The 23,970-nt window shown below is 70.1% G+C and carries 19 protein-coding genes; 10 read left to right on the top strand and 9 right to left on the bottom strand.

The window, feature by feature from the left end:
- Window positions 1-16: 16 nt before the first annotated feature.
- Window positions 17-1,567, top strand: a complete 1,551-nt coding sequence (locus ACFYWJ_RS05615) for a DUF4185 domain-containing protein (RefSeq protein ID WP_355275306.1) — start codon at window positions 17-19, stop codon at window positions 1,565-1,567.
- On the opposite strand, the gene ACFYWJ_RS05610 is transcribed toward ACFYWJ_RS05615, so the two are convergent.
- From ACFYWJ_RS05610 to ACFYWJ_RS05600, 3 genes are read right to left on the bottom strand one after another with little or no spacing between them, the layout of a single operon-like run.
- Window positions 1,568-2,425: a biotin-dependent carboxyltransferase family protein gene (locus ACFYWJ_RS05610; RefSeq protein WP_355275308.1), complete on the bottom strand. Its 858-nt coding sequence runs from the start codon at window positions 2,423-2,425 to the stop codon at window positions 1,568-1,570.
- Window positions 2,426-2,480: 55 nt separating this feature from the next.
- Window positions 2,481-3,191, bottom strand: coding sequence for an allophanate hydrolase subunit 1 (locus tag ACFYWJ_RS05605; RefSeq protein ID WP_355275309.1), 711 nt, complete (start codon window positions 3,189-3,191; stop codon window positions 2,481-2,483).
- 14 nt (window positions 3,192-3,205) lie between these two features.
- Window positions 3,206-3,961, bottom strand: coding sequence for a 5-oxoprolinase subunit PxpA (locus ACFYWJ_RS05600; protein WP_355275311.1), 756 nt, complete (start codon window positions 3,959-3,961; stop codon window positions 3,206-3,208).
- 160 nt (window positions 3,962-4,121) lie between these two features.
- Here ACFYWJ_RS05600 and ACFYWJ_RS05595 point away from each other — a divergent pair, with 160 nt between their 5' ends.
- Window positions 4,122-4,976: a hypothetical protein gene (locus tag ACFYWJ_RS05595; RefSeq protein ID WP_355275313.1), complete on the top strand. Its 855-nt coding sequence runs from the start codon at window positions 4,122-4,124 to the stop codon at window positions 4,974-4,976.
- On the opposite strand, the gene ACFYWJ_RS05590 is transcribed toward ACFYWJ_RS05595, so the two are convergent.
- Window positions 4,977-6,413, bottom strand: coding sequence for a CCA tRNA nucleotidyltransferase (locus ACFYWJ_RS05590; protein WP_355275315.1), 1,437 nt, complete (start codon window positions 6,411-6,413; stop codon window positions 4,977-4,979). It lies immediately after the preceding gene.
- 223 nt (window positions 6,414-6,636) lie between these two features.
- Between ACFYWJ_RS05590 and ACFYWJ_RS05585 the strand changes: the two genes are divergently transcribed.
- Together ACFYWJ_RS05585 and ACFYWJ_RS05580 are read left to right on the top strand one after the other, a co-directional pair.
- Complete coding sequence (locus ACFYWJ_RS05585) at window positions 6,637-7,092, top strand: NUDIX hydrolase (RefSeq protein ID WP_280346635.1); 456 nt, start codon at window positions 6,637-6,639, stop codon at window positions 7,090-7,092.
- Window positions 7,089-9,518 (top strand): DUF6049 family protein, encoded by a 2,430-nt coding sequence (locus ACFYWJ_RS05580; RefSeq protein ID WP_355275316.1) that lies wholly within the window; start codon window positions 7,089-7,091, stop codon window positions 9,516-9,518. Before ACFYWJ_RS05585 ends, ACFYWJ_RS05580 begins: the two co-directional genes overlap by 4 nt.
- Before the next feature lie 387 nt (window positions 9,519-9,905).
- Here ACFYWJ_RS05580 and ACFYWJ_RS05575 read toward each other — a convergent pair whose 3' ends face one another.
- Window positions 9,906-10,091 carry a hypothetical protein gene (locus ACFYWJ_RS05575; protein WP_355275318.1) on the bottom strand — a complete coding sequence of 62 codons (186 nt, stop codon included), beginning with the start codon at window positions 10,089-10,091 and terminating at the stop codon, window positions 9,906-9,908.
- A 135-nt stretch (window positions 10,092-10,226) separates the two neighbouring features.
- Window positions 10,227-10,958: a hypothetical protein gene (locus tag ACFYWJ_RS05570; RefSeq protein WP_355275320.1), complete on the bottom strand. Its 732-nt coding sequence runs from the start codon at window positions 10,956-10,958 to the stop codon at window positions 10,227-10,229.
- Between the two features lie 222 nt (window positions 10,959-11,180).
- On the opposite strand from ACFYWJ_RS05570, the gene ACFYWJ_RS05565 reads away from it, so the two are divergent.
- From ACFYWJ_RS05565 to ACFYWJ_RS05540, 6 genes are all read left to right on the top strand, one after another.
- On the top strand, window positions 11,181-14,999 hold the full coding sequence (locus tag ACFYWJ_RS05565; protein WP_355275322.1) for a murein biosynthesis integral membrane protein MurJ: 3,819 nt from the start codon (window positions 11,181-11,183) through the stop codon (window positions 14,997-14,999).
- Window positions 15,000-15,247: 248 nt separating this feature from the next.
- Complete coding sequence (gene sigM, locus ACFYWJ_RS05560) at window positions 15,248-15,883, top strand: RNA polymerase sigma factor SigM (RefSeq protein ID WP_387160917.1); 636 nt, start codon at window positions 15,248-15,250, stop codon at window positions 15,881-15,883.
- A gap of 96 nt (window positions 15,884-15,979) precedes the next feature.
- Window positions 15,980-16,819, top strand: coding sequence for a hypothetical protein (locus ACFYWJ_RS05555; RefSeq protein WP_355275324.1), 840 nt, complete (start codon window positions 15,980-15,982; stop codon window positions 16,817-16,819).
- Between the two features lie 97 nt (window positions 16,820-16,916).
- Window positions 16,917-17,903 carry a thioredoxin-disulfide reductase gene (gene trxB / locus ACFYWJ_RS05550; RefSeq protein WP_355275326.1) on the top strand — a complete coding sequence of 329 codons (987 nt, stop codon included), beginning with the start codon at window positions 16,917-16,919 and terminating at the stop codon, window positions 17,901-17,903.
- 41 nt (window positions 17,904-17,944) lie between these two features.
- Entirely contained in the window at window positions 17,945-18,277 is a 333-nt protein-coding gene (trxA, locus tag ACFYWJ_RS05545; RefSeq protein WP_019050115.1) for a thioredoxin, read from the top strand.
- A 130-nt stretch (window positions 18,278-18,407) separates the two neighbouring features.
- Window positions 18,408-19,601, top strand: coding sequence for an N-acetylmuramoyl-L-alanine amidase (locus ACFYWJ_RS05540; RefSeq protein WP_355275328.1), 1,194 nt, complete (start codon window positions 18,408-18,410; stop codon window positions 19,599-19,601).
- Window positions 19,602-19,662: 61 nt separating this feature from the next.
- Here ACFYWJ_RS05540 and ACFYWJ_RS05535 read toward each other — a convergent pair whose 3' ends face one another.
- The 3 genes from ACFYWJ_RS05535 to ACFYWJ_RS05525 all read right to left on the bottom strand — a co-directional run bounded on the left by ACFYWJ_RS05535 (window position 19,663) and on the right by ACFYWJ_RS05525 (window position 22,502).
- A complete protein-coding gene (locus tag ACFYWJ_RS05535; protein ID WP_355275330.1) occupies window positions 19,663-20,388 on the bottom strand; it encodes a GNAT family N-acetyltransferase in 726 nt (241 codons plus the stop codon).
- A 106-nt stretch (window positions 20,389-20,494) separates the two neighbouring features.
- The gene (locus tag ACFYWJ_RS05530; RefSeq protein WP_355275332.1) at window positions 20,495-21,526 is read right to left on the bottom strand and encodes a ParB/RepB/Spo0J family partition protein; all 1,032 of its coding nucleotides are present in this window, start codon (window positions 21,524-21,526) and stop codon (window positions 20,495-20,497) included.
- A gap of 34 nt (window positions 21,527-21,560) precedes the next feature.
- Window positions 21,561-22,502: a ParA family protein gene (locus ACFYWJ_RS05525; RefSeq protein ID WP_387160912.1), complete on the bottom strand. Its 942-nt coding sequence runs from the start codon at window positions 22,500-22,502 to the stop codon at window positions 21,561-21,563.
- Between the last annotated feature and the right edge of the window lie 1,468 nt (window positions 22,503-23,970).

The raw sequence follows: 23,970 nt of genomic DNA, 5'->3' as shown, positions 1-23,970 counted from the left end.
CCATTCGAGGGAGCACATGCGCACAACGCTGGTACCGCACGGTTCGACCGCACTCGGCGCCTTGCTGGCCGTCGTGCTCGCCGCCCCCGCGCTCGCGACTCCCTTCCCCTGGGCACCGCCACCCGTGAACATCTGTGGCGAAACGGGATTCGACCCGCTCAACCGGCTGCCCGACCCCGCCGCGCCACCACCGCCGGTCATCGCGCCCAGCATCGACATCCCGGTCATCGTGCCGGAGCTGACGCCGGTGCCGCTGCCCGATCCGCCGCACGACAACACCCGCGTCGCGCAGGCGCCGCTGCCGTCGGACCCGTGCCGCAACCCGTGCCCTGAGGTCAGGGACACGCCCGAACCCGACGACGGGATCGACGAGTCCGGCGACGCGTCAACGGGTTCGGGGTCGGGCTCGGGCTCCGGGTCGGCGATCTCGTTGCCGCGCATCCGGATCAAGCCCGAGATCGAGCCCATCCCGATCCCGGTACCGGGTGGTGAGGGCGAGCCGGCGCAGGAACCGCCCGCACCCGTCGTGCGACCGGTCGAACCGGGACCGGCGCAGCCCGCGGTCGCGGCACCGACGGTGGAATCGGTGCGCCTGGTCGAGCAGGTGACCGGGCACGGGTCGAACAATCGGACCGACATGCGCTGGCAGGTCGACGGCACCGACCTCGGCCTGTTCTGGGAGACCGAACCGGGCAAGGTGGCCATGGTGTTCGGCGACACCTTCGGCGAGGGCTGGACCTACGGCGGCGCGGGCGCCGACAGCGCCGACTGGCGTTCCAATGTGCTCGCCTACAGCACCGACCGGAACCTCGACGACGGCCTGGTCATCGATTCGATGGTGCAGGACAGCCCCTGTCACGCCGCCGAACTGCTCGGCAGCCGCAAGATCAGGAACTGGGAGACCACCACCATCCCCACCTCGGGGTTCGCCATCGGGCAGCGCCAGTTCCTGAGCTACATGTCGGTCAACCACTGGTCGCGGGTGCCGGGCATGTGGCTGACGAACTACGGCGGCCTGGCGTATTCCGACGACGGCGGGCAGACCTGGACCAAGGATCAGCACGCCCGCTGGGAGAACATGTTCGGCGTCGGCCGGTTCCAGGTGGCCGCGATGGTGCCGCACGGCGACTACGTCTACATGTTCGGCACGCCCAACGGGCGGATCGGCGTGATCGGCCTGGCCAGGGTGCGCAAGGACGACGTCCTCAACAAGACGGCCTATCAGTACTGGGTGGACGGCAATTGGGCGCCCGCCGCGGAGAATTCGGCGACACCGCTGGTGATGGGCATGGCCAGCGAACTGTCGGTGCGGTTCGACGCGGAGAGCGGGCAGTGGCAGATGGTCTACCTGGACCCGGCCGCGAACCAGATCGTGCTGCGCACCGCGGCGCACCCGCAGGGACGGTGGACCTCGACGGTGCCGCTGGTCTCCACCGCGGACTATCCCAAGGCCTACGGCGGGTTCATCCATCCCTGGTCGACCGCGCGTGACCTGTACTTCACGATGTCGGCGTGGGACAGCTACAACGTGTACCTGATGCACGCCCGGCTGAATCCGCCACGCTGATCAGCGCGCGGGCACGAACCGTAGTCGCTCGCCGGGTCTGGCCTGGGCCACCCGGTCCACATCCGCGTCGAGCACCACGGCGATGACCGGATACCCACCGGTGATCGGGTGATCGGCGAGGAAGACGACCGGCTGACCACTCGGCGGCACCTGGACCGAGCCGAGCGCGACGCCCTCCGCGGGTAACTCGCGGGTGATCGAGCGGACCAGCGGCGGGCCATCGGCGCGATCCAGGCGCGCGCCGATGCGATCGGTATCGGTGGAGACCACCCACGAACCGTGGAACAGCTCACCGGGATCGGCGAACCAGTCCGCGCGCGGGCCGGGCAGCGCCCGCACGGTCAGGATCTCGGGTGGCACCGGCACGGGCGCGAACTCGACGGTCGGCAGGGTGCGCGGGGGCGGGCCGATCGGGAGCTGCGTGCCGACCCGCAGCGGCTCGGGGCCGATGCCGGACATGGTGTCGCGGCTGCGCGACCCGAGCACCTTGGGCACGTCGATGCCGCCGCGCACCGCCACATAGCTGCGCAGGCCGGACAGGGCCAGACCGAGCCGCAGCACCTGGCCCTCCGCCAGTTCGAGCACGCTGGCGTGCCCGACCGGCGTGCCGTCGACGGTCGCCGGGGCGACGGCGCCGGTGACCGCGACGGTGAGATGGACGTCGGCGCGCAGGGCCAGGCCGCCGAGCAGCACCTCGATGGCGGCCAGATCCTCCGGATTGCCGACCAGTCGGTTCGCCAGGCGCAGCGAGGCCCGGTCGGCCGCCCCCGCCTGACCCACCCCCGAGTCGAACCAGCCGGGTCGCCCCAGGTCCTGGACCGTCGCGAGCGGCCCCACCCGCTCGATGAAGATCAGCATGCGATCACTCCCCGATTCGCTGTCGAGGCGGCGCATCGTTGAGCAGCCCTGGTAGTTATTCCGCGGTCGCCGTGTCGACGAACCGTACCGCCGTCCCCGCCCGCACCAGCGCGGGCGGATCGCGCTCGACCACCCACATCCGCAGATCGGTACTGCCGATCAACTGCCATCCACCCGGCGTGCCCCGCGGATACACCGCCGAGTAGCCGCCCGCCAAGGCGACCGCGCCGGGTGGGATCGCGGTGCGGGCCTGGGCCCGGCGTGGCACCGACAGCCTGCCGTCGGGCGAGGTCAGGTAGCCGAAGCCGGGCGCGAAACCGACGAACGCGCACCGCCAGACGGTCCCGGTGTGGGCCGCGATCACCTCGGGCACCGACAGCCCGAGCAGATCGGCGACCTCGGGCAGATCGGCGCCGTCGTAGCGCACCGGAATGTCCACCACGTCGTCGGGAATCGCGCTGTCCGGCACTGTTCCACGGGAAACATCGGGCGAATCCGGCTGCGGCGGTTCCTGATCCAGCCGGTCGAGCAGGGCGACCAGCTCGCGCCGCACCTGGACGCCGTAGCTCACCGAATGCATCGTCACCAGTACGGTTTCCGCGGCGGGCAGCACATCCTGGACACCCGCGATGGCGTGTACGCGCAGGGCCGAGGCGAGGCGCTGCACCGGGCGTGGATCGTCGAGGGTGATGAGCATCGCGCGATCGCCCGCGGGGCGGATGCGCGCGTTCCAGTCGCCAGCCGAGTCCCTCGTTGCCTCGTCCATCCTGCCTCCCACCCTCAGCCGAACGGCTCCACCGGTATTCCGGCGTCGTCGAGCGCCCGTCGAATCCGGCGGGCCATCTCCACGGCGGCGGGGGAATCGCCGTGCACGCACACACTCGCCACGGACACGGCGACCGTACCGGGACCGTCTACGGTACGCGCGGTCCCCGACAGCGCAAGAGAAACCGCCTGCGCCACGGCATCATCGGGCGGCAGCACCGCGCCGGCAACTCCGCGCGGCGCCAGCGTGCCCGTCGCGGTGTAGGCGCGATCGGCGAAACCCTCACCGACGAACCGCACGCCCACCCGGTCGGCGGCCCGTGCCAGCTCGGTGCCCGCCGGGCCGAGCAGGGCCAGCCCGGCGTCGGCCTCGGCCACCGCCGCCAGCACCGCGTCGGCGAGCAACCGGTCCCGGGCCGCCGCGTGATACAGCGCGCCGTGCGGCTTGACGTAACGCACCCGGTCACCGGCCGCGCGAGCGAAGGCCGCCAGCGCGCCGATCTGGTACAGGACCTCGTCGCGCAGGTCGGCCGGGGCGATCGCGATGTCACGGCGGCCGAAGCCGACCAGGTCGCGATACCCGACGTGCGCGCCGATCCGCACGCCCTTGGCGACCGCGAGTTCGCAGGTCCGCCGCATGATCGACGGGTCGCCCGCGTGGAAACCGCAGGCGATGTTGGCGCTGGTGACGATGTCGAGCATCGCGGCGTCGTCGCCCATCCGCCAGGGGCCGAAGCCCTCGCCCAGGTCACTGTTCAGGTCCAGCGGCATGTGCTGCCCTCCGGTCTCCGCGTGTCACTCCCAGGTGGGTGCTTCGGACGGCGTCCGCACCCCGGTGATTCGAGCATGAACGACTCCGTTCCAGCGATCGTCACCGGGGCGAAGTTTCCACACCGCCCCATTGTGACGCCGCCCCAACACGCCGCGGACCATGGCCGCCGCGCCCGCGGCCAAGTACGCTCGGACCATCATGGCCACGTATTTCGATCCGAAGTCCTGGTCACTGTCGGGCGCTGTCGACATCGGCAAACGCCTCCTCGACCCGTCATGGATCGATCAGTGGCTCGGCTTCACCACCTCCTGGGCCGACCCCGTCGCCGACCTGGGCTCGGGCACCGTGACCGCGCTCATGCCCGACGTGCTGATGACCGTGCTCAGCGAGGGCATCCTCAGCCGATTCGGCGGCCAGGAAGTCAGCGCCACCCTGCTCGGGCACGACCTCACCGCCACCCTCGACGTGTTCAAGGTGCGCAGACGCGGCGCCCATTTCCAGAGCAAGACGGTGCTGTCGAACCTGGTCTGGGACTCGCATCCGTTCGACACCGTCACCGTGATCGCGCACGGCGTCCGGCTGATTCCCGGTGTGCCGACCAAGATCCGGGTCCAGCAGCTCGACATCGAGGGCACCATCGACCTCGCCGCCCTGGTCGAGTGGGTGGACGCGCAGAACCTCGACTGGCGGCTGCACCTGGACGAGCGCGCCCGCATCGTCGCCACCCACCGCACCCGCAAGATGCGCGCCCTGGTCGACGCGCAGGTCTACGACAACCTGCTCACCATCGACATCCGCAAGGCCAGCTGGCACGGCATCCGGCTGCCGAAGCGCGCGGTGCCAGCGCCGGCGCTGCTGCTCGACGACCTGCCCAACCGGGCGAGCATCTCCTACGCGCACCGGCGCGGCGACAAGGTGCGCTTCCGGATCGAACTGCCCGAGACCACCGGTTCGTTCGACCTGGCGCAGATCCGCGCCGCCATCGTCGCCGGGACGACGCTGATCGTCTTCTGATCAGGCGTTCTCGGCGGCCCACCACTCGAGCAGCGCGGCCTCGGCTTCCTCGCGGGTCATCGGGCCCCGGTCCAGCCGCAGGTCCTTGAGGTACTTCCACGCCTTGCCGACCTGCGGGCCCGGCGGCAGGCCGAGCAGCTCCATGATCGAGTTGCCGTCTAGGTCGGGCCGCACCCGCGCCAGATCCTCCTGCTCCCTGAGCGTGGCGATGCGGTCCTCGAGCTCGTCGTAGGTGGCGCGCAGGGCCGCCGCGCGGCGCTTGTTGCGGGTGGTGCAGTCGGCGCGGACCAGCTTGTGCAGGCGCTCGAGCAGGTCGTCGGCGTCGGTGACGTAGCGGCGCACGGCCGAGTCGGTCCACTGTCCCTTGCCGTACCCGTGGAAGCGCAGGTGCAGGAACACCAGGCGCGCAACCTCTTCGGTGAACGCCTTCGGATATTTCAAGGCGCGCATGCGCTTGCGCACCATCTTCGCGCCGACCACCTCGTGGTGGTGGAAGCTCACGCCGCCGCCGGGCTCGTTGCGCTTGGTGTCGGGCTTGCCGATGTCGTGCAGCAGCGCGGCCCAGCGCAGCACCAGGTCGGGATCGCCTTCCTCCTGGTCGATCGCCTGCGAGAGCACGGTCAGCGAGTGCTGGTAGACGTCCTTGTGCTGGTGGTGCTCGTCGATCTCGAGCTTCATCGCGGGCACCTCGGGCAGCACCCGCTGCGCCAGGCCGGTGTCGCACATGAGGTTGATGCCGTCGATCGGGTGCGCGGCGCCGATCAGCTTGTCGAGCTCGGTGCGCACCCGCTCCGCGGTGATCCGGTCGATCTGCTCGGCCATCTCCACGATCGCGGCGCGCACCCGCGGGGCCACGTCGAAGCCGAGCTGGGCGACGAAACGCGCGGCGCGCAGCATCCGCAGCGGATCGTCGTCGAACGAATCCTGCGGCGCGGCAGGAGTATCGAGCACGCCCTCGAGCAGGGCGTCGAGACCGCCGAGCGGATCGACGAATTCGAGCGAGCCGTCGGCGGCGATCTTCACCGCCATCGCGTTGACCGTGAAATCGCGGCGGACCAGGTCGCCCTCGAGCGAGTCACCGAAGGTGACCTCGGGATTGCGCGAGACCCGGTCGTAGGTATCGGCGCGGAAGGTGGTGATCTCGAGCTGCTGATCGTCCTTGGCCGCGCTCACGGTGCCGAAGGCCAGACCGCCGGTGTCCCAGAGGTGATCGGCCCAGCCGCGCATCAGCTCCTGGACGACCTCGGGCCTGGCGTCGGTGGTGAAGTCCAGATCGTTGCCGAGCCGCCCGAGCACCGCGTCCCGGACCGAGCCGCCCACCAGATAGAGGGAGTGCCCGCGCTCGGCGAACATCTCGCCCAGCGGCGTCAGCACATCCGATAGCTGTCCCAGTGTCACCGCCGCCGCGGCCAGCAGCCGCGCGCGCCGATCGGCCACAGCATCAGGGACAACGTTGGGGGAAACCACGAAAAGCCAGCCTACTGGGCCGCCCACCCGCGTATCCAGGAGGTATCCGCCCGTTGCCCCGGCTCCAGCGAGAATTCGGTGGGTTGCGCTCGACCTATAAGCTTGCTGGGTGTCTCCTCCGGCCGATCGCGCGAACAGTCGACGCCGCCAGCCGCGGCGGCGCGGTTCGGCGAGCAATGCCGGCAAGCCACGGATGCGCACGGTGCGCGAGACCTCCGCGGGTGGCCTGGTCGTCGACGGGCTCGACGGCCCGCGTGAGCAGCGCTCCGCCGCGCTGATCGGGCGTACCGATCGCCGCGGCAGGCTGCTGTGGTCGCTGCCCAAAGGGCATATCGAAGCGGGCGAGACCTCCGAGCAGACCGCCATCCGCGAGGTCGCCGAGGAGACCGGGATCAACGGTGAAGTGGTCGCCGAACTGGGCAGTATCGATTACTGGTTCGTGACCGAGGGCAGACGGGTACACAAGACCGTGCACCATTTCCTGCTGCGCTCGCTCGGCGGTGAACTGTCCGACGCCGACGTGGAAGTCACCCAGGTTGCGTGGGTTCCGTTGAGCGAGTTGGATTCCCGATTGGCCTACGCCGACGAACGCCGGCTGGCCGAAGTGGCGAATCGAATGATCGACCGGATGGAGACCGGCAAGCGATGACGGGTGGACTGTTCCGGCTGATCACGGCGGTCCTGACCATCTTGGGTTCGGTGACGCTTCTGCCTTCGGTCGCGCACGCGCAGCCGAACGGGTCGGGCACGAGCACACCGAAGTTCCTCAAGCTGACGCTGGACGCCGTCGCGCCGGGCACGGTCACGACGAGCAGCGATCCGATGCTGACGGTGTCGGGCACGGTCACCAATATCGGCGACCGCGTCGTCGACGACGTGAGCGTGCGGATCCAGCGGGCCGCGCCGGTGCAGTCCCCGAGCGGGCTGCGCAGTTCGCTGCGGCTCGATCAGGTGAACTACGAGGTCACCGGGCCGTTCCAGGATGTCGCCGAGCGGTTGAGTCCCGGTCAGCGCAAGCAGTTCTCGGTGCGCATCGCGTTGCGCGCCGGCGGTGAGGGCGCCTCGCTGGGGCTGACCGATCCCGGGGTGTATCCGCTGCTGCTCAATGTCAACGGGGAACCCGCCTACGGCACCCAGGCCCGGCTCGACGACGCCCGCTTCCTGCTGCCCGTGCTCGGCCTGCCTGGCGCGGGCGGCGACGCGACCGGCGCGGCGAGCGAGCCGGTGCCCCCGCCCGCGGACGCGTCGCCGGTGGCCACCACGCTGATCTGGCCGCTGGCCGACCGGCCGCGCATGGTCGCGGGCAAACCGGGCTCGGTCAACGGGCAGCCGGAGCTGCTCGACGACGAGCTGGCCGTCTCCGTCGGCAAGGGCGGACGGCTCGAGCAGCTGGTCGCGGCGCTGGAATCGGTCGCGCCCGGTCCCGGCCGGGAGCGCGGCGTCGCGAGCTCGGTGTGCATCGCCATCGACCCGGACCTGGTCTCCACCGTGCAGACGATGACGCACGGCTACCGCGTGCTGGCCAGCCCGTCCGATCCGGGCGGCGCGACCAGGGAGGGCACCGGCGCGGCGAGCGCGCTGGCCTGGCTCGACCGGTTGCGCGCGCTGGCCGGGTCGATGTGCACGGTGGCCTTGCCGTTCGCGCAGGTCGACGTGTCGGCGCTGGCCGCAGTCAACGACCCAGGCCTGTCCGCGCGCGCGCTCACCGCGCCCGCCGACGTGGTCGACGCGATCCTGGGCACCCGTTCGCTGCGCGGGGTCAGCCTGCCCGACTCCGGCAGCATCGACGACCCGGCCGGGCAGCTGCTGCGCGGCCACGGCTACGGGACGGCGGTGCTGGCGAGCACGGCGGTGTCGTCCGACGGCGCGGCGAGCGCTACCGAGAACGCGCTGACCTCGGCGCCGGTGACATTGGAGCCGGGTGTGGTCGTCGGCGGGGAGCAGGCGGCGCCGGATGTCGTGCGGGTGCCGACGGTGAGCGTGGAACCGCCAGCCGGCGCGCCCGCGGGCACCGATCCCGCGCTGCGCGTCACCACCTTCGACATCTGGTCGGCGACGGCGCTGGCCGCCGTAGGCTCGAATCCGCCGACGCCGTCGTTCACCCCGTCGAAGGTGCGCTTCGACGTCACCAACGACTCGCGCGCCGCCCGGTTGCAGGACGCGCTCGGCGCGATCGCGTGGTCGGCGCTGAACCCGTCACCGGAGCGGCCGCGCTCGCAGCTGCTGATGCCACCGCAGCAGTGGGGCGCCAACCGGGAAGAGGGCATCGCGCTGCTCAAGCAGGTCGAACTGCTGACCCGCAACAATCTCGCGAGCCCGCGCGGTTTCGCCGAGCTGGTCGCCCAGGCGCCCGATCCGCACCCGTATGCGCTGGAGTACCTGCCGCGCGCGGCCCAGGACGCGGCGCCGGAGCGGTTCGTGCCGCCGGTCCACGCCCAGGGCGCCCGGATCACCGAGCTGATGCGCGCGCTGGTCGAGCTGCCGGAGTCCGAGCTCACCCCGCACGCCTTCCTGACCCCGGCCCGCGAGGACCTGCTGCGCGCGCTCAGCCTGTCCGACCGCAGGGCCGACGACGACACACTCGCCGATCTGCACGCCCAGCGCCGCATCGATCAGGTCACCAAGGAACTCGACACCATGTTCTCCTCGGTGTCGGTGCTGCCGCCGGGTGGGGTGTACACGCTGGCGTCGGAGCAGAGCCCGTTGCTGCTGGTCGCCCGCAACGAACTGCCGGTCGCCATCCGGGTGCAGTTCCGGATCGAGGCGCCCGCCGAGACGAACATCACCGATATCGGCGAACAGCTGCTTCCGCCATCGGGTACCCGGTCGTTCCAGATTCCGACCGAGGTGAGCGACAGCCGTAAGCTGGTGATTCCGATCTCCCTTACCACGCCGGACGGTGTAGCGCTAGGGGAGCCGACGTCGGTCTCGGTACGCTCGAACGCCTACGGGCAGGCCTTGGCCATAATTACGGCATGTGCCGGAATATTGCTGTTGCTGTTGGCCGGGCGCCGGCTCCTGCGCCGGTTCCGCGGGCAGCCCGACCCCGCCGACGAGGGGTTCGAACGGCAGTGAACGCCCGCGCCTGAGACGCGGGCGGGGGAACATGGCAGACAAGGACGAGAGTGGCACGGGTGAGCGAAACGCTCACCGGACCGGCGGGATTCGCGGGTTACGCCGGGTACAGGAGGCATGATGGGCGACGATGATTCCGCTCATCGGCACGACAACGACGATCGCCGCGACGGACCGGAACGCCCGGCCCCGGTCGCGCCGTGGGAGCGTGGCATGACGGGCGGGGAGCACGAGGGGAACGTCGCCGCGCCGCGTCCGGGGGTGCCGGAAGGACGGCCGTATCGGCCCGCCGATCCCGGCTTCGAACCACGTCAGCCCGGATATCGTCCCGCCGACCAGCCGCCACCCGGATTTCGGCCCGTACCCACCGATCGGCCGGGTGACCCGTCACGCGCGGCCTACGGCGATCGGCCGGACGGTCCGTCCGGCGAGGGTGTTCCCCGGGTTCAGCTGCCCGGTGAGTTCCCGCAGCAGCGTCCCGGACCGGGCGGTCGTCCGGGTGTTCCGCCGCAACGCCCCGGGCCGCCCGCGGGTCGGTCGGGTGAGTTCCCGCAACAGCAGCGACCCGGTCAACCGCCGCATCCGGCGGCCGGGCAGTCGGGGGAGTTCCCGCTGCAACAACGGCCGGGTCAGGCGCCGCGCCCCGGGCGCTCGGGAGATTTCCCGCCCGCGCACCCCGGTGCCGACGAGTTCCGGGGACAGCGACCGCTACCCGGCTCGGGTGGTTTGCCGGCTGAGCCCCGCGCGGGCCACCCCGGCGCTCGCGCCGACGAGTTTCGGCCGCAGCGCCCCGGACCGAGTTCGGGAGAGTTCCCGCAGCAGCGCCCCGGCCAACCGCCGCGTCCCGTAGGGGGTCAGTCGGGCGAGTTCCCCCGGCAGCAGCGACCCGGCCAGGCCCCGCGCCCGGAAGCCGGTGCCGGCGAGTTCCCGCCACAGCGACCTGGCCAGGGCTCGCGCCCACAGGCGGGTGCCGACGAGTTCCCCCAGCAACGACCCGGCAGGGCTCCGCGCCCCGTGGCCGGTCCCGGCGGACAGTCGGGCGAGTTCCCCCAGCAGCAGCGACCCGGCCAGGCCCCGCGCCCGGAAGCCGGTGCCGACGAGGTCCCGCCACAGCGACTCGGCCAGGGTTCGCGCCCAGCGGCCGGCGCCGACCAGTTCCCGCAGCAGCGTCCGGGCCAACCGCCGCGGCCCGTAGCAGGGCCCGGCGGGCAGTCGGGCGAGTTCCCCCGGCAGCAGCGGCCCGGGCAGGGTTCGCGCCCGGGGGCTGGTGCCGACGACTTCTCCGCGCAGCAACGACCAGGTCGTCCGCAGCGCCCCGGTGAACTCCCGGCTGAGCCGCGTTCGGGTCGTCCAGGCGTGCGATCCGACGACCTCCGGCCGCAGCGGCCCGGGCAGGGTCCGGGCTCGGGGGAGTTCCCGCAGCAGCGGCCCGTGCCGCACGGGTCGGCGTCCGGGGCGATTCCGCGCCAGGCGCGTCCCGATCTCGACGCGGGCGCACGTCCTCAGCGGCCGCAGGAAGGTTCGGTGCCGCCCGGTTCGGGTGGTCGCTCTGGTGTCCCGCGCGGGTCGCAGTCAGGGGCGATTCCGCGGCAGGGCAGGCCCGAGCAGCCGGGCGGAGACGCCGGGCGCCGCAACGCGCCGCAACGTCCCTCCTATCCGGGCATGCCGGGCACCCCGGTCGGCGCGCAGGCCGACGCCGATCGCCGTGGTCGGCGTGCGGCCGTCGTCGACGACGCGTCCGCCGCCAAGACCCAGCGGATCGCGCGCCCCGCGCGGGTGTCGACCGAGAAGCAGGCGACCCCGCAGAGCGCCAACGCGAAACTGCTCAAGGACTCCGGCTCGATCGCGATCGCGACGCTGGTCAGCCGGGTCACCGGCTTCGCCAAGCAGCTGTTGCTGCTGACGGTGCTCGGCCCGGCCATCGCCAGTGCGTTCATCTCGGCGAACCTGATCCCGAACATGGTGGCCGAGCTGGTCCTCGGCGCCGTGCTGACCGCCATCGTCGTGCCGACCCTGGTCCGCGCCGAACACGAGGACGCCGACAACGGCGCCGCGTTCGTCCGCAGACTGGTGACCGCCGCTTTCGCGGTGCTGTTCGCCGCGACCGTGCTGACCCTGGCCGCGACTCCGATCCTGGCCAGCCACGTGCTGGTGGCCAGCGACGGCAAGGTGAACACCCACCTCACCACCGCGCTGACCTACCTGCTGGCGCCGGCGATCCTCTTCTACGGCATGTCCGCCCTGTTCACCGCGATCCTCAACACGCGGCAGGCGTTCAAACCGGGCGCGTGGGCGCCGGTGCTCAACAACGTCGTCGTGCTGGCCGTGCTGGCCGTCTACGCATTGACCCCCGGCGAGATCACCCTCGACCCGGTGCGGATGAGCGACCCGAAACTGCTGGTCCTCGGCATCGGCATCACGGTCGGTGTGGCCACCCAGGCCCTGAGTCTGCTGCCCGCGATCCGCAGGCACGGCATCAATCTGCGGCCGCTGTGGGGTGTCGACGCGCGCCTCAAGCAGTTCGGCAAGATGGGCGCCGCGATCATCCTGTACGTGCTGATCAGCCAGATCGGCCTGGTCGTCGCGAACAACATCGCGTCCTCGGCCGACGAGGCCGGTCCCGCGATCTTCGCCAACGCGTGGGCACTGCTCCAGCTGCCGTACGGCGTGCTCGGTGTCACCCTGCTCACCGCGATCATGCCGAGGCTCAGCCGCAACGCCGCCGCCGACGACACGCCCGCCGTGGTCGACGACCTGTCCGTGGCCACCCGCCTCACGATGATCGCGCTGATCCCCGTGGTCACCTTCCTGACCCTCGCCGGTCCGGAGATCGGCCAGGCGCTCTACGGCTACGCCCGCTTCTCCGGCGACGCCGAACGCCTCGGCAGCGCGGTGAGCTGGTCGGCGTTCTCGCTGATCCCGTACTCCCTGGTGCTGATCCACCTGCGCGTGTTCTACGCGCGCGAGCAGGCGTGGACGCCCACCTGGATCATCCTCGGCATCACCACGATCAAGATCCTGTTCTCGGCGCTGGCCCCGGTGCTGGCCCGCGACAGCGACGACGTGGTGATCATCCTCGGCGTCGCGACCGGCCTCGGTTTCACCGCCGGCGCGATCATCGGCGGCCTGCTGCTGCACCGCAGCCTCGGTGACCTGCGGATGGCCAATGTCGGCCGCACGGTGACCCGGGTGCTGCTCGCGTCCGTGGCGGGTGGCGCGGTGATGCTGATCGTCGACACGGTGACCGGCCTGGACCGGGTCTCCGGCGGCGCGGGCTCGCTGCTGCGCGTCGTCATCGACTCGGTGGTCATGTTCTCGGTCGCCTTCGGCCTCATGCGCCTGGCGGGCATCCCCGAGGTCGTGGCGATCACCGTGGCCGTCTCGCGCAAGCTGGGGATCACCCCGCCCGCGCCGGATCTCGGCCTCGACGAGACCCCCGCCGAGGACATCTACGCGACCACGATCCTGCGCAGGCCCGACACCTACGCGTTCCCGTCGTATGGGCCGTCGATGGACACCCAGACGATGGTGCTACCGGTGATCCGGCCCGGTGCTGTTGACATCACCGGTCAGGCACAGTTCCCGTACGCTGTTCGGCATACCGACATGGGTGGCGATGACGCCAGCACGCGGAAGATTCCGCGAGATCAGGCCGAAGGAGGACCGAGGGTGAGCGATGACGCGGTGGGCGGCGTCCCGGCCGCTGATTCTGCGGCGCGCGCAGCAGGAGGAATGTCCACCGATGTCGATCCTGCCGCGTCCGGCGCGACAGGATCCGAGCAGGCCGACACGCCCGACGAGGCCGAATCGCCGCATAACAGCTCGGCAGAGGACCGGGGACCGGCGGACGACGCGCGCGCGATGCCGCCGCACGATCCGACCCACGACACCGGCATGTTGCCGATCCCGCCGCAGGTCCCGCCTGCCGCGGCGGCGAACCGCGCCCAGCGTGGCCCCAAGCTGATCCCCGGCGCGTCCGTCGCCGGCGGCCGCTACCGTCTGCTCGCCGGTCACGGCGGCGCGCGTGGCCTGAAGTTCTGGCAGGCGCTCGACATCAAGCTCGACCGCGAGGTGGCGCTGACCTTCGTCGACGCCGACCAGAAGTCGGGGGAGAACTCCGGGCACGACGGCCCGCAGGCGATCCTGTCGCGCACGCTGCGCCTGGGCCGGATCAACTCGCCCGGCCTGGCCAGGGTCCTGGACGTGGTCCGCGGCAGCTCCGGCGGCATCGTCGTTGCCGAGTGGACGCCCGGTCGCTCGCTGCGCGAGATGGCCGAGACCGTGCCGTCGCCGATCGGCGCGGCCAGGGCCATCAGGGCACTCGCCTCGGCGGCCGAACTGGCCCATCGTGGCGGCGGCTCGCTGTCGATCGATCATCCGGACCGGATCCGGATCAGCGCCTCCGGTGACGCCGTCCTGGCGTTCCCCGGCACCCTCGGCGATTCCGACGCCCAGGGCGACGTGCGTGGCCTCGGCGCCATGCTCTACGCCCTGATCACCGCGCGCTGGCCCATCCGGGTCGGCGGCGTCACCGGGACCGCGGCCACCATCGGCGGCCTGCACCTGGCCGACTTCGGCCCCGACGGCACCCCCGTCGAACCGCGGCAGATCCGCCCGGAGGTCCCGTTCGAGATCTCGGCCGTCGCGGTCCGTTCGCTGGAGTCGAACAAGGGCGTGCGCACCGCGGCGACGGTGCAGCACGTGCTCGAGCAGGCCTCGGTCGTCGACCAGAAGACCGATTTCATCCCGGTCCTGCGGCTGGGTCAGCGGGCGGTCGCGGGCGGACCCGATTCGCTCGCCGACCCGGAACTGCTCGCCGCCGAGCGGGAACGCTCGCAGCGGATGATGTGGATCATGGTCGGCCTCGGCGTCCTCGCGGCGCTGGTCGTCGGCATTCTCATCTGGTGGATGGTCAGCATCTTCGCGCCCGGCGCGTCGGACAAGCCGCTGGACGAGCAGATCAACATCGGGCTCACGTCGAGTGTCGCGCCGCCGAGCGCGGCCCCGCCCGCCGGGCAGACCCCGGCCGCGCCGCCGACCAGCGTGCCGGTGCCCGTCACCGGTGCCGCGGTGTTCTCCCCGGAGGGCACCCCGGACGGCGCGGCGTCGGCGGGCGCGGTGCTCGACCAGAACCCGGCGACGGTCTGGCGCACCGACCAGTACTTCCAGCAGTTCCCCGCCCTCAAGAAGGGCGTGGGCCTGCTGGCCACGCTGCCGACGCCGGCCAAGCTCACCAACGTCTCGATCACCTCGCCCAGCGCGGGCAGCACCGTCGAGATCCGCACCTCGCCGACCGAGACCCCGACGCTCGACCAGACCCAGCTGATCGGCTCGGCCAAGCTGGTCGACGGGGTCACCGACATCGCCGTGCAGACCGACCAGGCCGCTCGTTTCGTGCTCGTATGGATCACCGGACTCGCGAATTCGGGCGGTCAGTTCCAGACCGCGATCGCCGACGTCCGTTTCGACGCCGCGCCCTAGTCGGCGCCGAACTCCGCCCACCGCTATCGACGCAGGTGGCCGCCGTCTTCCGCGCGTAGATCGGTCGTTCATCGAACTGCGGTCCGGTTGGTGCGCAATTGTTATCGACGATATGATCGGGCCGCGCTCTCCGCAGGGAGCTACCCAGGATTTGTCGACGTCGATCCTGGACGCCGCAGTAGTCAGGTGATGGATCGGCCTCGTTCGCCGACGTGAAGTCGCCGAATGAGCGCTGTCCAAGGGGTCAGGTGTCGCCGGAAGTCAACGAGCAGGTACGCGGGGGGAGAACGCGGCAGGTCGCCGCACACCGCGATCGCTCGTTCGTGCTCGAGAACGGCAGCGACAAGGAACTGCTGGCCGCCCATGTCCGGGGTGAGCCGCACGCTTTCGCCGAGCTGCTGCGCAGGCACAAGGACCATCTCTGGCAGACCGCGCTGCGCACCTCCTACAGCCGCGAGGACGCCGCCGATTCGCTCCAGGACGCGCTGCTGTCCGCGCATCGCACCGCGAGCTCGTTCCGGGCCGAGGCCGAGGTACGCAGCTGGCTGCACGCCATCGTCGTCAACGCCTGTCTGGACCGGATCCGCCGCAACAAGACCCGCCGCGCGATCTCCATCACACCCGAGACGATGCCCGAGGCGATCGAGCCGCGCGACGAGTTCGCCGAGTACGAACTGTCGACCGTCGTCGGCGAGGCGCTGTTCACACTGCCGGAGGATCAGCGGCTCGCCCTGGTCATGGTCGAAATGGAAGGCCGCAGCGTGGCCGAAACCGCTGCCGCGCTCGGCGTGGCGGAGGGCACTATCAAGAGCCGATGCTCCCGAGCGCGCGTACGTTTGCAAGAACGTTTGGAATTTTTCCGGGATCCGGGGAACCGGATCTAGCCCGGATGCGTCATTAACAGTGACGAACAAGTCAGCGATGTAAATCCTGCGATCCGATATCGACAGAACAGGGGAGGTGCGAGGGTGTCTCGATCCGTGCCGCAGCCTCCGTTCCCGTCGGAACTGCTGGCCGATCTGCATGGCGACAACCTCGCGGCCGAACTGCGCGAGCAACTCCTGCCACAGGTCAGCGCCGACCCAGACGCGCTGCACTACCTGAACCAGCTCGACGAGGTGAACACGCACCTCCGCGCACTCGGCGCCGACGACCGGATCATGCACCGCATGCCCGACGACATCGCCGACCGCATGTTCCGATTCGTCGCCGATCTGGACGCCGACACGGGCGACGGACCGACAGACCGCTTGACAACAATTTCCCCGCCGGACGGGCCGACCGACCGCCTGACGACCATCCCGCAGGCCCAGCCGGACGGCCCCACCGACCGGCTGTCGACGATGTCGATCCCGCTGCCCCCGCCGCGGCCACCCGTCGACGCGCCGGTCTCGCTGGCGCGGTACCGATCCCGGCGCCGCGCGGGCTGGCTCGCCGCGGCGGCCGCCTCCGTCGCCGTCATCGCGGGTGTCGGCGCGGTCGTCACCACGATCGACACCACCGATGGCACCCCGACCGCGGCACCGTTCACCGAACCGGACACCCCGGGCGACGAGCTCACCACCGCCGCGGCGCTCAGCGCGCTCGGCAAGCGCGAGGTGACCGGCCCGCTGGCCGACGAGGCGGCACTGGCCCGCTGTGTCCAGGCCAACGGCGTCGACCGCACGGTGCTCGGTGCGTCGAGCATCACCTTCCGCGGTACCGACGCGGTGCTCGTGCTCGTTATCGGGCCCAAGCCGCCGACCATCACCGCGCTGGTCGTCGGTGCCGGCTGCACCACCGGGGCGCCCGAACAGCTAGCCCTGCGCGATATCGGCTGACACGGTGCTTCCCGGGCAGTCCCGCAACCCCGGGAACAACACCGTTTAGGCTGTTGTTGACCGACACGTCCCCAGCTTGTCTTTTCGGAAGGGCCCCATGAGCACGCCAGTTCGCGACCTGATCATCGTCGGCTCAGGACCCGCCGGTTACACGGCAGCCGTCTACGCCGCCCGCGCGGAACTGCAGCCGCTGGTCTTCGAAGGCACCCAGTTCGGTGGCGCCCTGATGACCACCACCGAGGTCGAGAACTTCCCCGGCTTCCGCGAGGGCATCATGGGCCCCGACCTGATGGAGCAGATGCGTGAGCAGGCCAAGCGTTTCGGCGCCGACCTGCGCACCGAGGACGTCGACGCGATCGACCTGTCCGGCCCCATCAAGAAGGTGACCGTCGGCGACGAGACCTTCGAGGCCTACGCCATCATCCTCGCGATGGGCTCGGCCGCCCGCTACCTGAACGTGCCCGGCGAGCAGGACCTGCTCGGCCGCGGTGTGAGCGCCTGCGCCACCTGCGACGGCTTCTTCTTCAAGGGCCAGGACATCGTGGTGGTCGGCGGCGGTGACTCGGCCATGGAGGAAGCGACCTTCCTCACCAAGTTCGCGGCCAGCGTCACCGTGGTGCACCGGCGCGAGGAGTTCCGCGCCTCGCGGATCATGCTCGAGCGCGCGAAGGCCAACGAGAAGATCAAGTTCCGGCTCAACGCCGAAGTGGTGAAGGTCAACGGCGAGACGAGCGTCACCAGCCTGACCCTGCGCGACACCCGCACCGGCGAGGAGTCCGAGCTCGCCGCGACCGGCCTGTTCGTCGCCATCGGCCACGACCCGCGCAGCGAACTGGTCAAGGGCCAGGTCGCGCTCGACGGCGAGGGCTACGTGCAGGTCACCGATCCGGGCACCGCCACCGACGTGGCGGGCGTGTTCGCCGCGGGCGACCTGGTCGACCACACCTACCGCCAGGCGATCACCGCCGCGGGCACCGGCTGCCGCGCCGCGATCGACGCCGAGCGCTGGCTCGCCGAGCAGGGTGACATCACCGCCAACACCCTCGAGAACGCCGACGGCCCGGCAGCGGTGTCCACCAACTGATTTCGAGCACTTCGAGTTCCACCCCAGCAAGGAGTACAGCCATGGCCGAGAGCGCCAACACCATCACCGTCACCGACCAGTCCTTCGCCGATGACGTTCTGCTCAGCGAGAAGCCGGTGCTGGTCGACTTCTGGGCCGACTGGTGCGGTCCGTGCAAGATGGTCGCCCCCGTGCTGGAGGAGATCGCCGGCACCCACGCCGACAAGCTGACCATCGCCAAGCTCGACACCGAGGCCAACCCCGGCGCGGCGCGCGATTACCAGATCCTGTCCCTCCCGACGATGATCCTGTTCCAGGGCGGCAAGCCGGTGAAGCAGATCGTCGGCGCCAAGGGCAAGGCGGCACTGCTGCGCGAACTCGACGGTCTCATCTGACCAGCGGTCTGATAAAGCACCTCCTACCGGCCGACGCGCCGTAGGATGCCTGGACCCGGGATTCCCGTAATACGGCCCGGGTCTGAGACAATCGAGGCGACGCTCCGGCCGAAGGAAAGGGCTCTCAAGCATGCACCGACTTCGTCACGGCGATTCAGGACCAGCCGTAGCAGAGGTTCGGAGCACCCTCGCAAGCCTGGGCTTCCTGCATCCCCAGCACGGCGATTACTGGAAGGACACCGACGCGGAGTTCGACCGGCCGCTGGACTCGGCGGTGCGCGCGTTCCAGCAGCAACGCGGTCTGCTCGTCGACGGTGTGGTCGGTCCGGCCACCTACCGCGCGCTGAAGGAAGCCTCCTACCGCCTGGGTGCCCGCACACTGATCTACCAGCTGTCCGCGCCGCTCTACGGTGACGATGTCGCGACCCTGCAGCGCAAGCTGCAGGACCTCGGCTTCTACGTGCACCGGGTCGACGGATACTTCGGCCCGCACACCCACGACGGTCTCAGCGCCTTCCAGCGCGAGATCGGGCTGTCCGCCGACGGCATCTGCGGTCCCGACACGCTGCGTTCGCTGGATCTGCTCGGCGCGCGCGTCACCGGTGGCAACCCGCATCGCATCGCCGAGGAAGAGGTCGTGCACCGGGCGGGCCCGCAGCTCACCGGAAAGCGCATCGTCATCGATCCCGGGTTCGGCGGCGCCGACAAGGGTTTCGCGGTGCCGACCGAGTTCGGTGACGTCTTCGAGTCGGAGATCCTCTGGGATCTGGCCTCGCGGCTCGAGGGCCGGATGGCCGCCACCGGCATGGAGACGTTCCTGTCCCGGCCGTGGGGCGCCAACCCCACCGATGTCGAACGGGCCGACACCTCCAACGCCTTCGACGCCGACCTGATGATCTCGCTGCGCTGCGCTACCAGCGACAACCCGTCCGCGAAGGGCGTGGCCGGCTTCTACTTCGGCAACTCGCACGGCTCGGTCTCGATGATCGGCCAGGTGCTGGCCGGCTTCATCCAGCGCGAGGTCGTCGCCCGCACCTCGGTGCAGGACTGCCGGACCCATCAGCGCACCTGGGACCTGCTGCGGCTCACCAAGATGCCGACCGTGCAGGTCGACCTCGGCTACCTCACCAACGAGTACGACGCCTCGGTGCTCACCAACCCGCGCATGCGTGACGTGATCGCCGAAGCCATCCTCATCTCGGTGAAGCGGCTGTATCTGCTCGGCCAGGACGATCAGCCCACCGGCACCTACACCTTCGCCGAGCTGCTCGCCGAAGAGCTGGCCGCCGCGGACGCGGGCAATGTGCCCGCCCCGCGCGTCTGATCAGACCCCGAAACGACCAACGGCCCTGCGGTTTCCGCAGGGCCGTTGTCGTCTGTCCGTCTCAGTGCGCGCCGACGCGGGTGGGCGGCACCATCGACGCCGCCGCGAGAAGCTGGTCCAGGGCGCGCTCGACGTCTTCCTTCCAGCCGTGGTCGGAGTCGAGCTCCAGCCGCAGCCGGGGGAAACGATGATGCGGGGCCACCACTTCGAAACCGACGTCGGCCAGGAAATCGGCGTCGATCATGCAGGTTTCGGGGGTGCACTGGGTCGCCGCCGCCGGATCGCGCAGCGGTGCCGCGATCCGTTCCATCAGCCGCATGGACGAGCCGAGCCCACGGTCGGCCAGCGAACTGGTCGATGGCCCGTTGCGAATGCCGAACGCCTCGATCGCGCGCACGCCACGACGCACCAGATCGGCCACCACGCCCTGAATCAGCCGGTGGGCTACATCGGCCTCCTCGTAGGGGAATTCGGCCTGCAGCGTGGTCAGCAGGACCGCGTCCGGGCTCACGGGGGAGGTGGGGAACAGCGTCGACCGGGGGACCGCGCTAGGGGGCGAGTACAGCGCGCAGCCGGCGATGTTGTTGTCGACATGCGCCAGCTGACCACACGAGCCCCACTCGAGCATCACGGTCGAGAGCCAGGCCTCCTTCTCGAAGACCGGATCGCTGAAAGCATGGGAGTCGGCAGCGACGGCTGGATCGAGCTCCCAGAACACACACCGCCGGGTGTGCGCCGGGAGCTGATCGAGTCGATCGAGGGTCAATGCCGTGACGCTGGTCGACACCGCTCTGCTCAGCCTCCAGCTGTCCGATTCATCCACGCTCACGCCACATCACTATCCACAGTAATGCCGCCTCTTTCAATTATGTAGAAAGAATGGGAGTGCCCCGTCACAGTGACGTTTCAGGGCCGGATTGCTCCATCAGCGCCACAATGCGCTCGAGGTCTTCGACGGAACCGAACTCGACAACGATCTTGCCTTTACGCTTTCCGAGGCTGACCGTGACCCGGGTGTCGTAGGAGCCCGACAGCCGTTCGGCCACTTCTTGCAGACCCGGCATATGGATCGGCTTACGCTTCGGCGCCGGGGGAGCGACCTCCGAAGGGTTGCGGTTCGCCAGCGTCACCGCTTCCTCGGTGGCCCGGACCGACAATCCCTCGGCGACGATCCGCGCCGCCAACACTTCCTGCGCGTCGGCTCCGGCATCCAAGCCGAGCAGCGCCCTGGCATGTCCGGCCGAGAGCACCCCGGCCGCCACCCGACGCTGCACGGGGATCGGCAGCTTCAGCAATCGGATCATATTCGTCACCACCGGCCGCGAACGACCGATTCGCGAGGCCAATTCCTCGTGGGTGACATCGAATTCCTCGAGCAGCTGCTGATAGGCAGCCGCCTCTTCGAGCGGGTTCAGCTGCACGCGGTGGATGTTCTCCAGCAGCGCGTCGCGCAGCATCGAGCCGTCGGCGGTGTCGCGGATGATCGCCGGGATCGTCGTGAGGCCGGCTTCCTGGCACGCGCGCCACCGGCGCTCGCCCATGACCAACTGGAACTTGTCGACGCCCGGTTCGAGCCGCCGCACCACGATCGGCTGCATCAGGCCGAACTCGCGGATGGAGTGCACCAGCTCCGCCAGCGCCTCCTCCTCGAAGACCTGACGCGGCTGCTTGGGGTTCGGCTCGATCTGCTCGGCGGGCACCTCGCGGTAGACCGCGCCGCCGGGGGAGACGAGCTCTTCCTCCTCCGGTTCGGGTTCGGCATCCGGGACGCGATGCAGGAACGCCTCGGCCGGCTGCGGGCCGATCGGATTGATCCCGATCACGCTCGCCGCGGCACTACTGAGACCCGGCGCCGTCGCCGCCGGACCCGTCGGGATCAGTGCGGCCAAGCCGCGCCCGAGACCGCCCTTTTTCGCCTGACTCATCGGCTACCGATCCCTTCCTCGTTCCAACACACCACTACGACGCGTCCTGGCGCAGTTGGGCGCGGGCGGCGAGCTCGCGCCCCGCGTCCAGGTAGCTCATCGCACCGCGGGAGCCTGGATCATAATCGAGCACGGTCATTCCGTAGCCCGGCGCCTCCGAGACCTTCACGCTGCGCGGGATCATCGACTTGAGGACGACGTCGCCGAAGTGGTTGCGCACTTCCTCGGCCACCTGGTCGGCCAGCTTGGTGCGGCCGTCGTACATCGTCAGCAGCACGGTCGAGACGTGGAGTTGCGGGTTGAGGTGCGCCTGCACCAGCCCGATATTGCGGAGCAGCTGACCGACGCCCTCCAGTGCGTAGTACTCGCACTGAATCGGGATCAGCACTTCCTTGGCCGCGACGAGCGCGTTCACCGTGAGCAGGCCGAGGGAGGGCGGGCAGTCGATCAGGACGTAGTCGATGTCGTATCCGGCGAGGGCCGCCTCGTGGATGGCGGTCTTCAATCGCCCCTCGCGCGCGACCATCGAGACGAGTTCGATCTCGGCGCCGGCGAGGTCGATCGTTGCCGGGATGCACAGCAGCCGCTCGCCATGCGGGCTCTGCTGAATCGCGTCCTTGACCGACACCTCGCCGATGAGCAGTTCGTAGCTCGACGGCACCCCGGAGTGATGCGCGACGCCCAGCGCCGTACTCGCATTGCCCTGCGGATCGAGATCGACGACGAGAACCGTCATGCCCTGGTGCGCTAGCGCCGCAGCGAGATTGACCGTCGTCGTGGTCTTACCCACGCCGCCCTTCTGGTTCGCGATGGTGATGATCCGTTGCTCGCGGGGTTTCGGCACAGTGACCTTTCCTGGATGCAGAATCTGGCTGGCGCGTTGCGCTTCCGCCGCGATCGGGGTCTCGGCCGGGGAGATGTGCCCGAAAGGAGTGTTCCCGAACGTCTCCGCGTCGAAGTTGCTGGAATCCAGCATCCCCGGGACCCGCGACGCTGTTTCCCGTGAAACATTCGCCGGACCGCTCGACATAGACAGCTCCTAACCCGAGAAACTTCAGATCACGTTCTCCCGACCGAGCGTCGGCGCCGTGTCATCACAAACAAGATCGGCGGCGTCCGGCCACTGCCACGGTGGCTCCCGGCGCGCACGCCCGACTGTGAACAGCTTGCCAGCACTGCGACAGATAGGAAAGCTGAATCGCGGCACGCCGAGAAGGACACACCCAAGTTCGCGCAAATCGGTTTCCGGATCGATGTTTCACGGGAAACACTGGGGAGTGGTGGGCCGAAATCGGATGGCCGATCAGCCCTTCCAGCCCGCCACGCGATCCCTGGGCGCGCCCGTCCGAACTGCCCTTGCGGTGATCACCACCGGGTACAGGTTCGCGGCGAGGCACCGACTTTCGCCACTCCCGCGGCACCGTCTTTCCCCGCTCCCGCGGCACCGTCTTTCCCCGCTCCCGCGGCACCGTCTTTCCCCGCTCCCGCGGCACCGTCTTTCCCCGCTCCCGCGGCACCGACTTTCCCCGCTCCCGCGGCGGCGTGATTCCCCGCTCCCGAGTCAGCGGCGTGGCACGACACCTGGCCGGTGTGCCAGCACCTCACCGCAGCCCCTCGGCGCAAACTGCGGTGAAGCACTTGCTACCCCGGCGCAGAGAGATCGGCACGATAGCGCCGGCGGTTGTGGCTGATCTCCCGACACCTGACCGAGCCACATCGCAGCGCGAGATCAAGCGGGCGGCCCTCGTCACGTACCACGTCTAGACGCTCGAATGTCCGGCCACCGCACAAGAACCGCGACGGTCCCCGCCGCCGAACTTCGAGCCGCATCCACGCCGTACCCGTGGGCAAGGTCGGCGACGCTCTGCGCAGCGCTGGCATACGCGTCCAAAATCCGTCGACGCCACCGGACAACCAGAACAGGCCAAGTCCTGAAACCTCGATGCGGTCTTCCGAATACCGACCGCCAACGGTCCGTCCAACCGAACGATCGCACACCTCCAGACAGGCCGCGCACGGTGATCACCCTCGCAGACCGAACCGACACCGTCACCGACTCGCGGACCCGACCACCACGGCGAGACTCATTGCGCGACTGCCGTGCTGGATGATCCCAGCCACGTCCTCGGAACCGACCGCCGGATGTCACCACGAGAAGTCCTCGACCGCCACCGAGCGGAAACCCGTTCAGCGACTGCCGGTCCAGACCTTCCTCCCGGCCCCGGTCCCCGTGCACTCTCCTCGCCACCACCGCGGCACTGCTCGACGGCAGAGTGGCGAGCCAGCCGTCCATGCCGCAGTGGCGAACCAACCGTTCGCACCGGAGCGGCAAGCCAGCCGCCCACGCCAGAGCGCCGAGCCACGCGCCCACGCCAGAGCGCCGAGCCACGCGTCCGCGCCAAAGCGCCGAGCCACGCGATCGCGGCGGAGCGGCGGGCCTGCCG

The sequence above is a fragment of the Nocardia sp. NPDC003269 genome (assembly GCF_042888005.1).
GTDB lineage: Bacteria > Actinomycetota > Actinomycetes > Mycobacteriales > Mycobacteriaceae > Nocardia.
The sequence above is the reverse complement of the archived record's forward strand: the minus strand, read 5'-3'. Positions and strand labels throughout refer to the sequence as shown.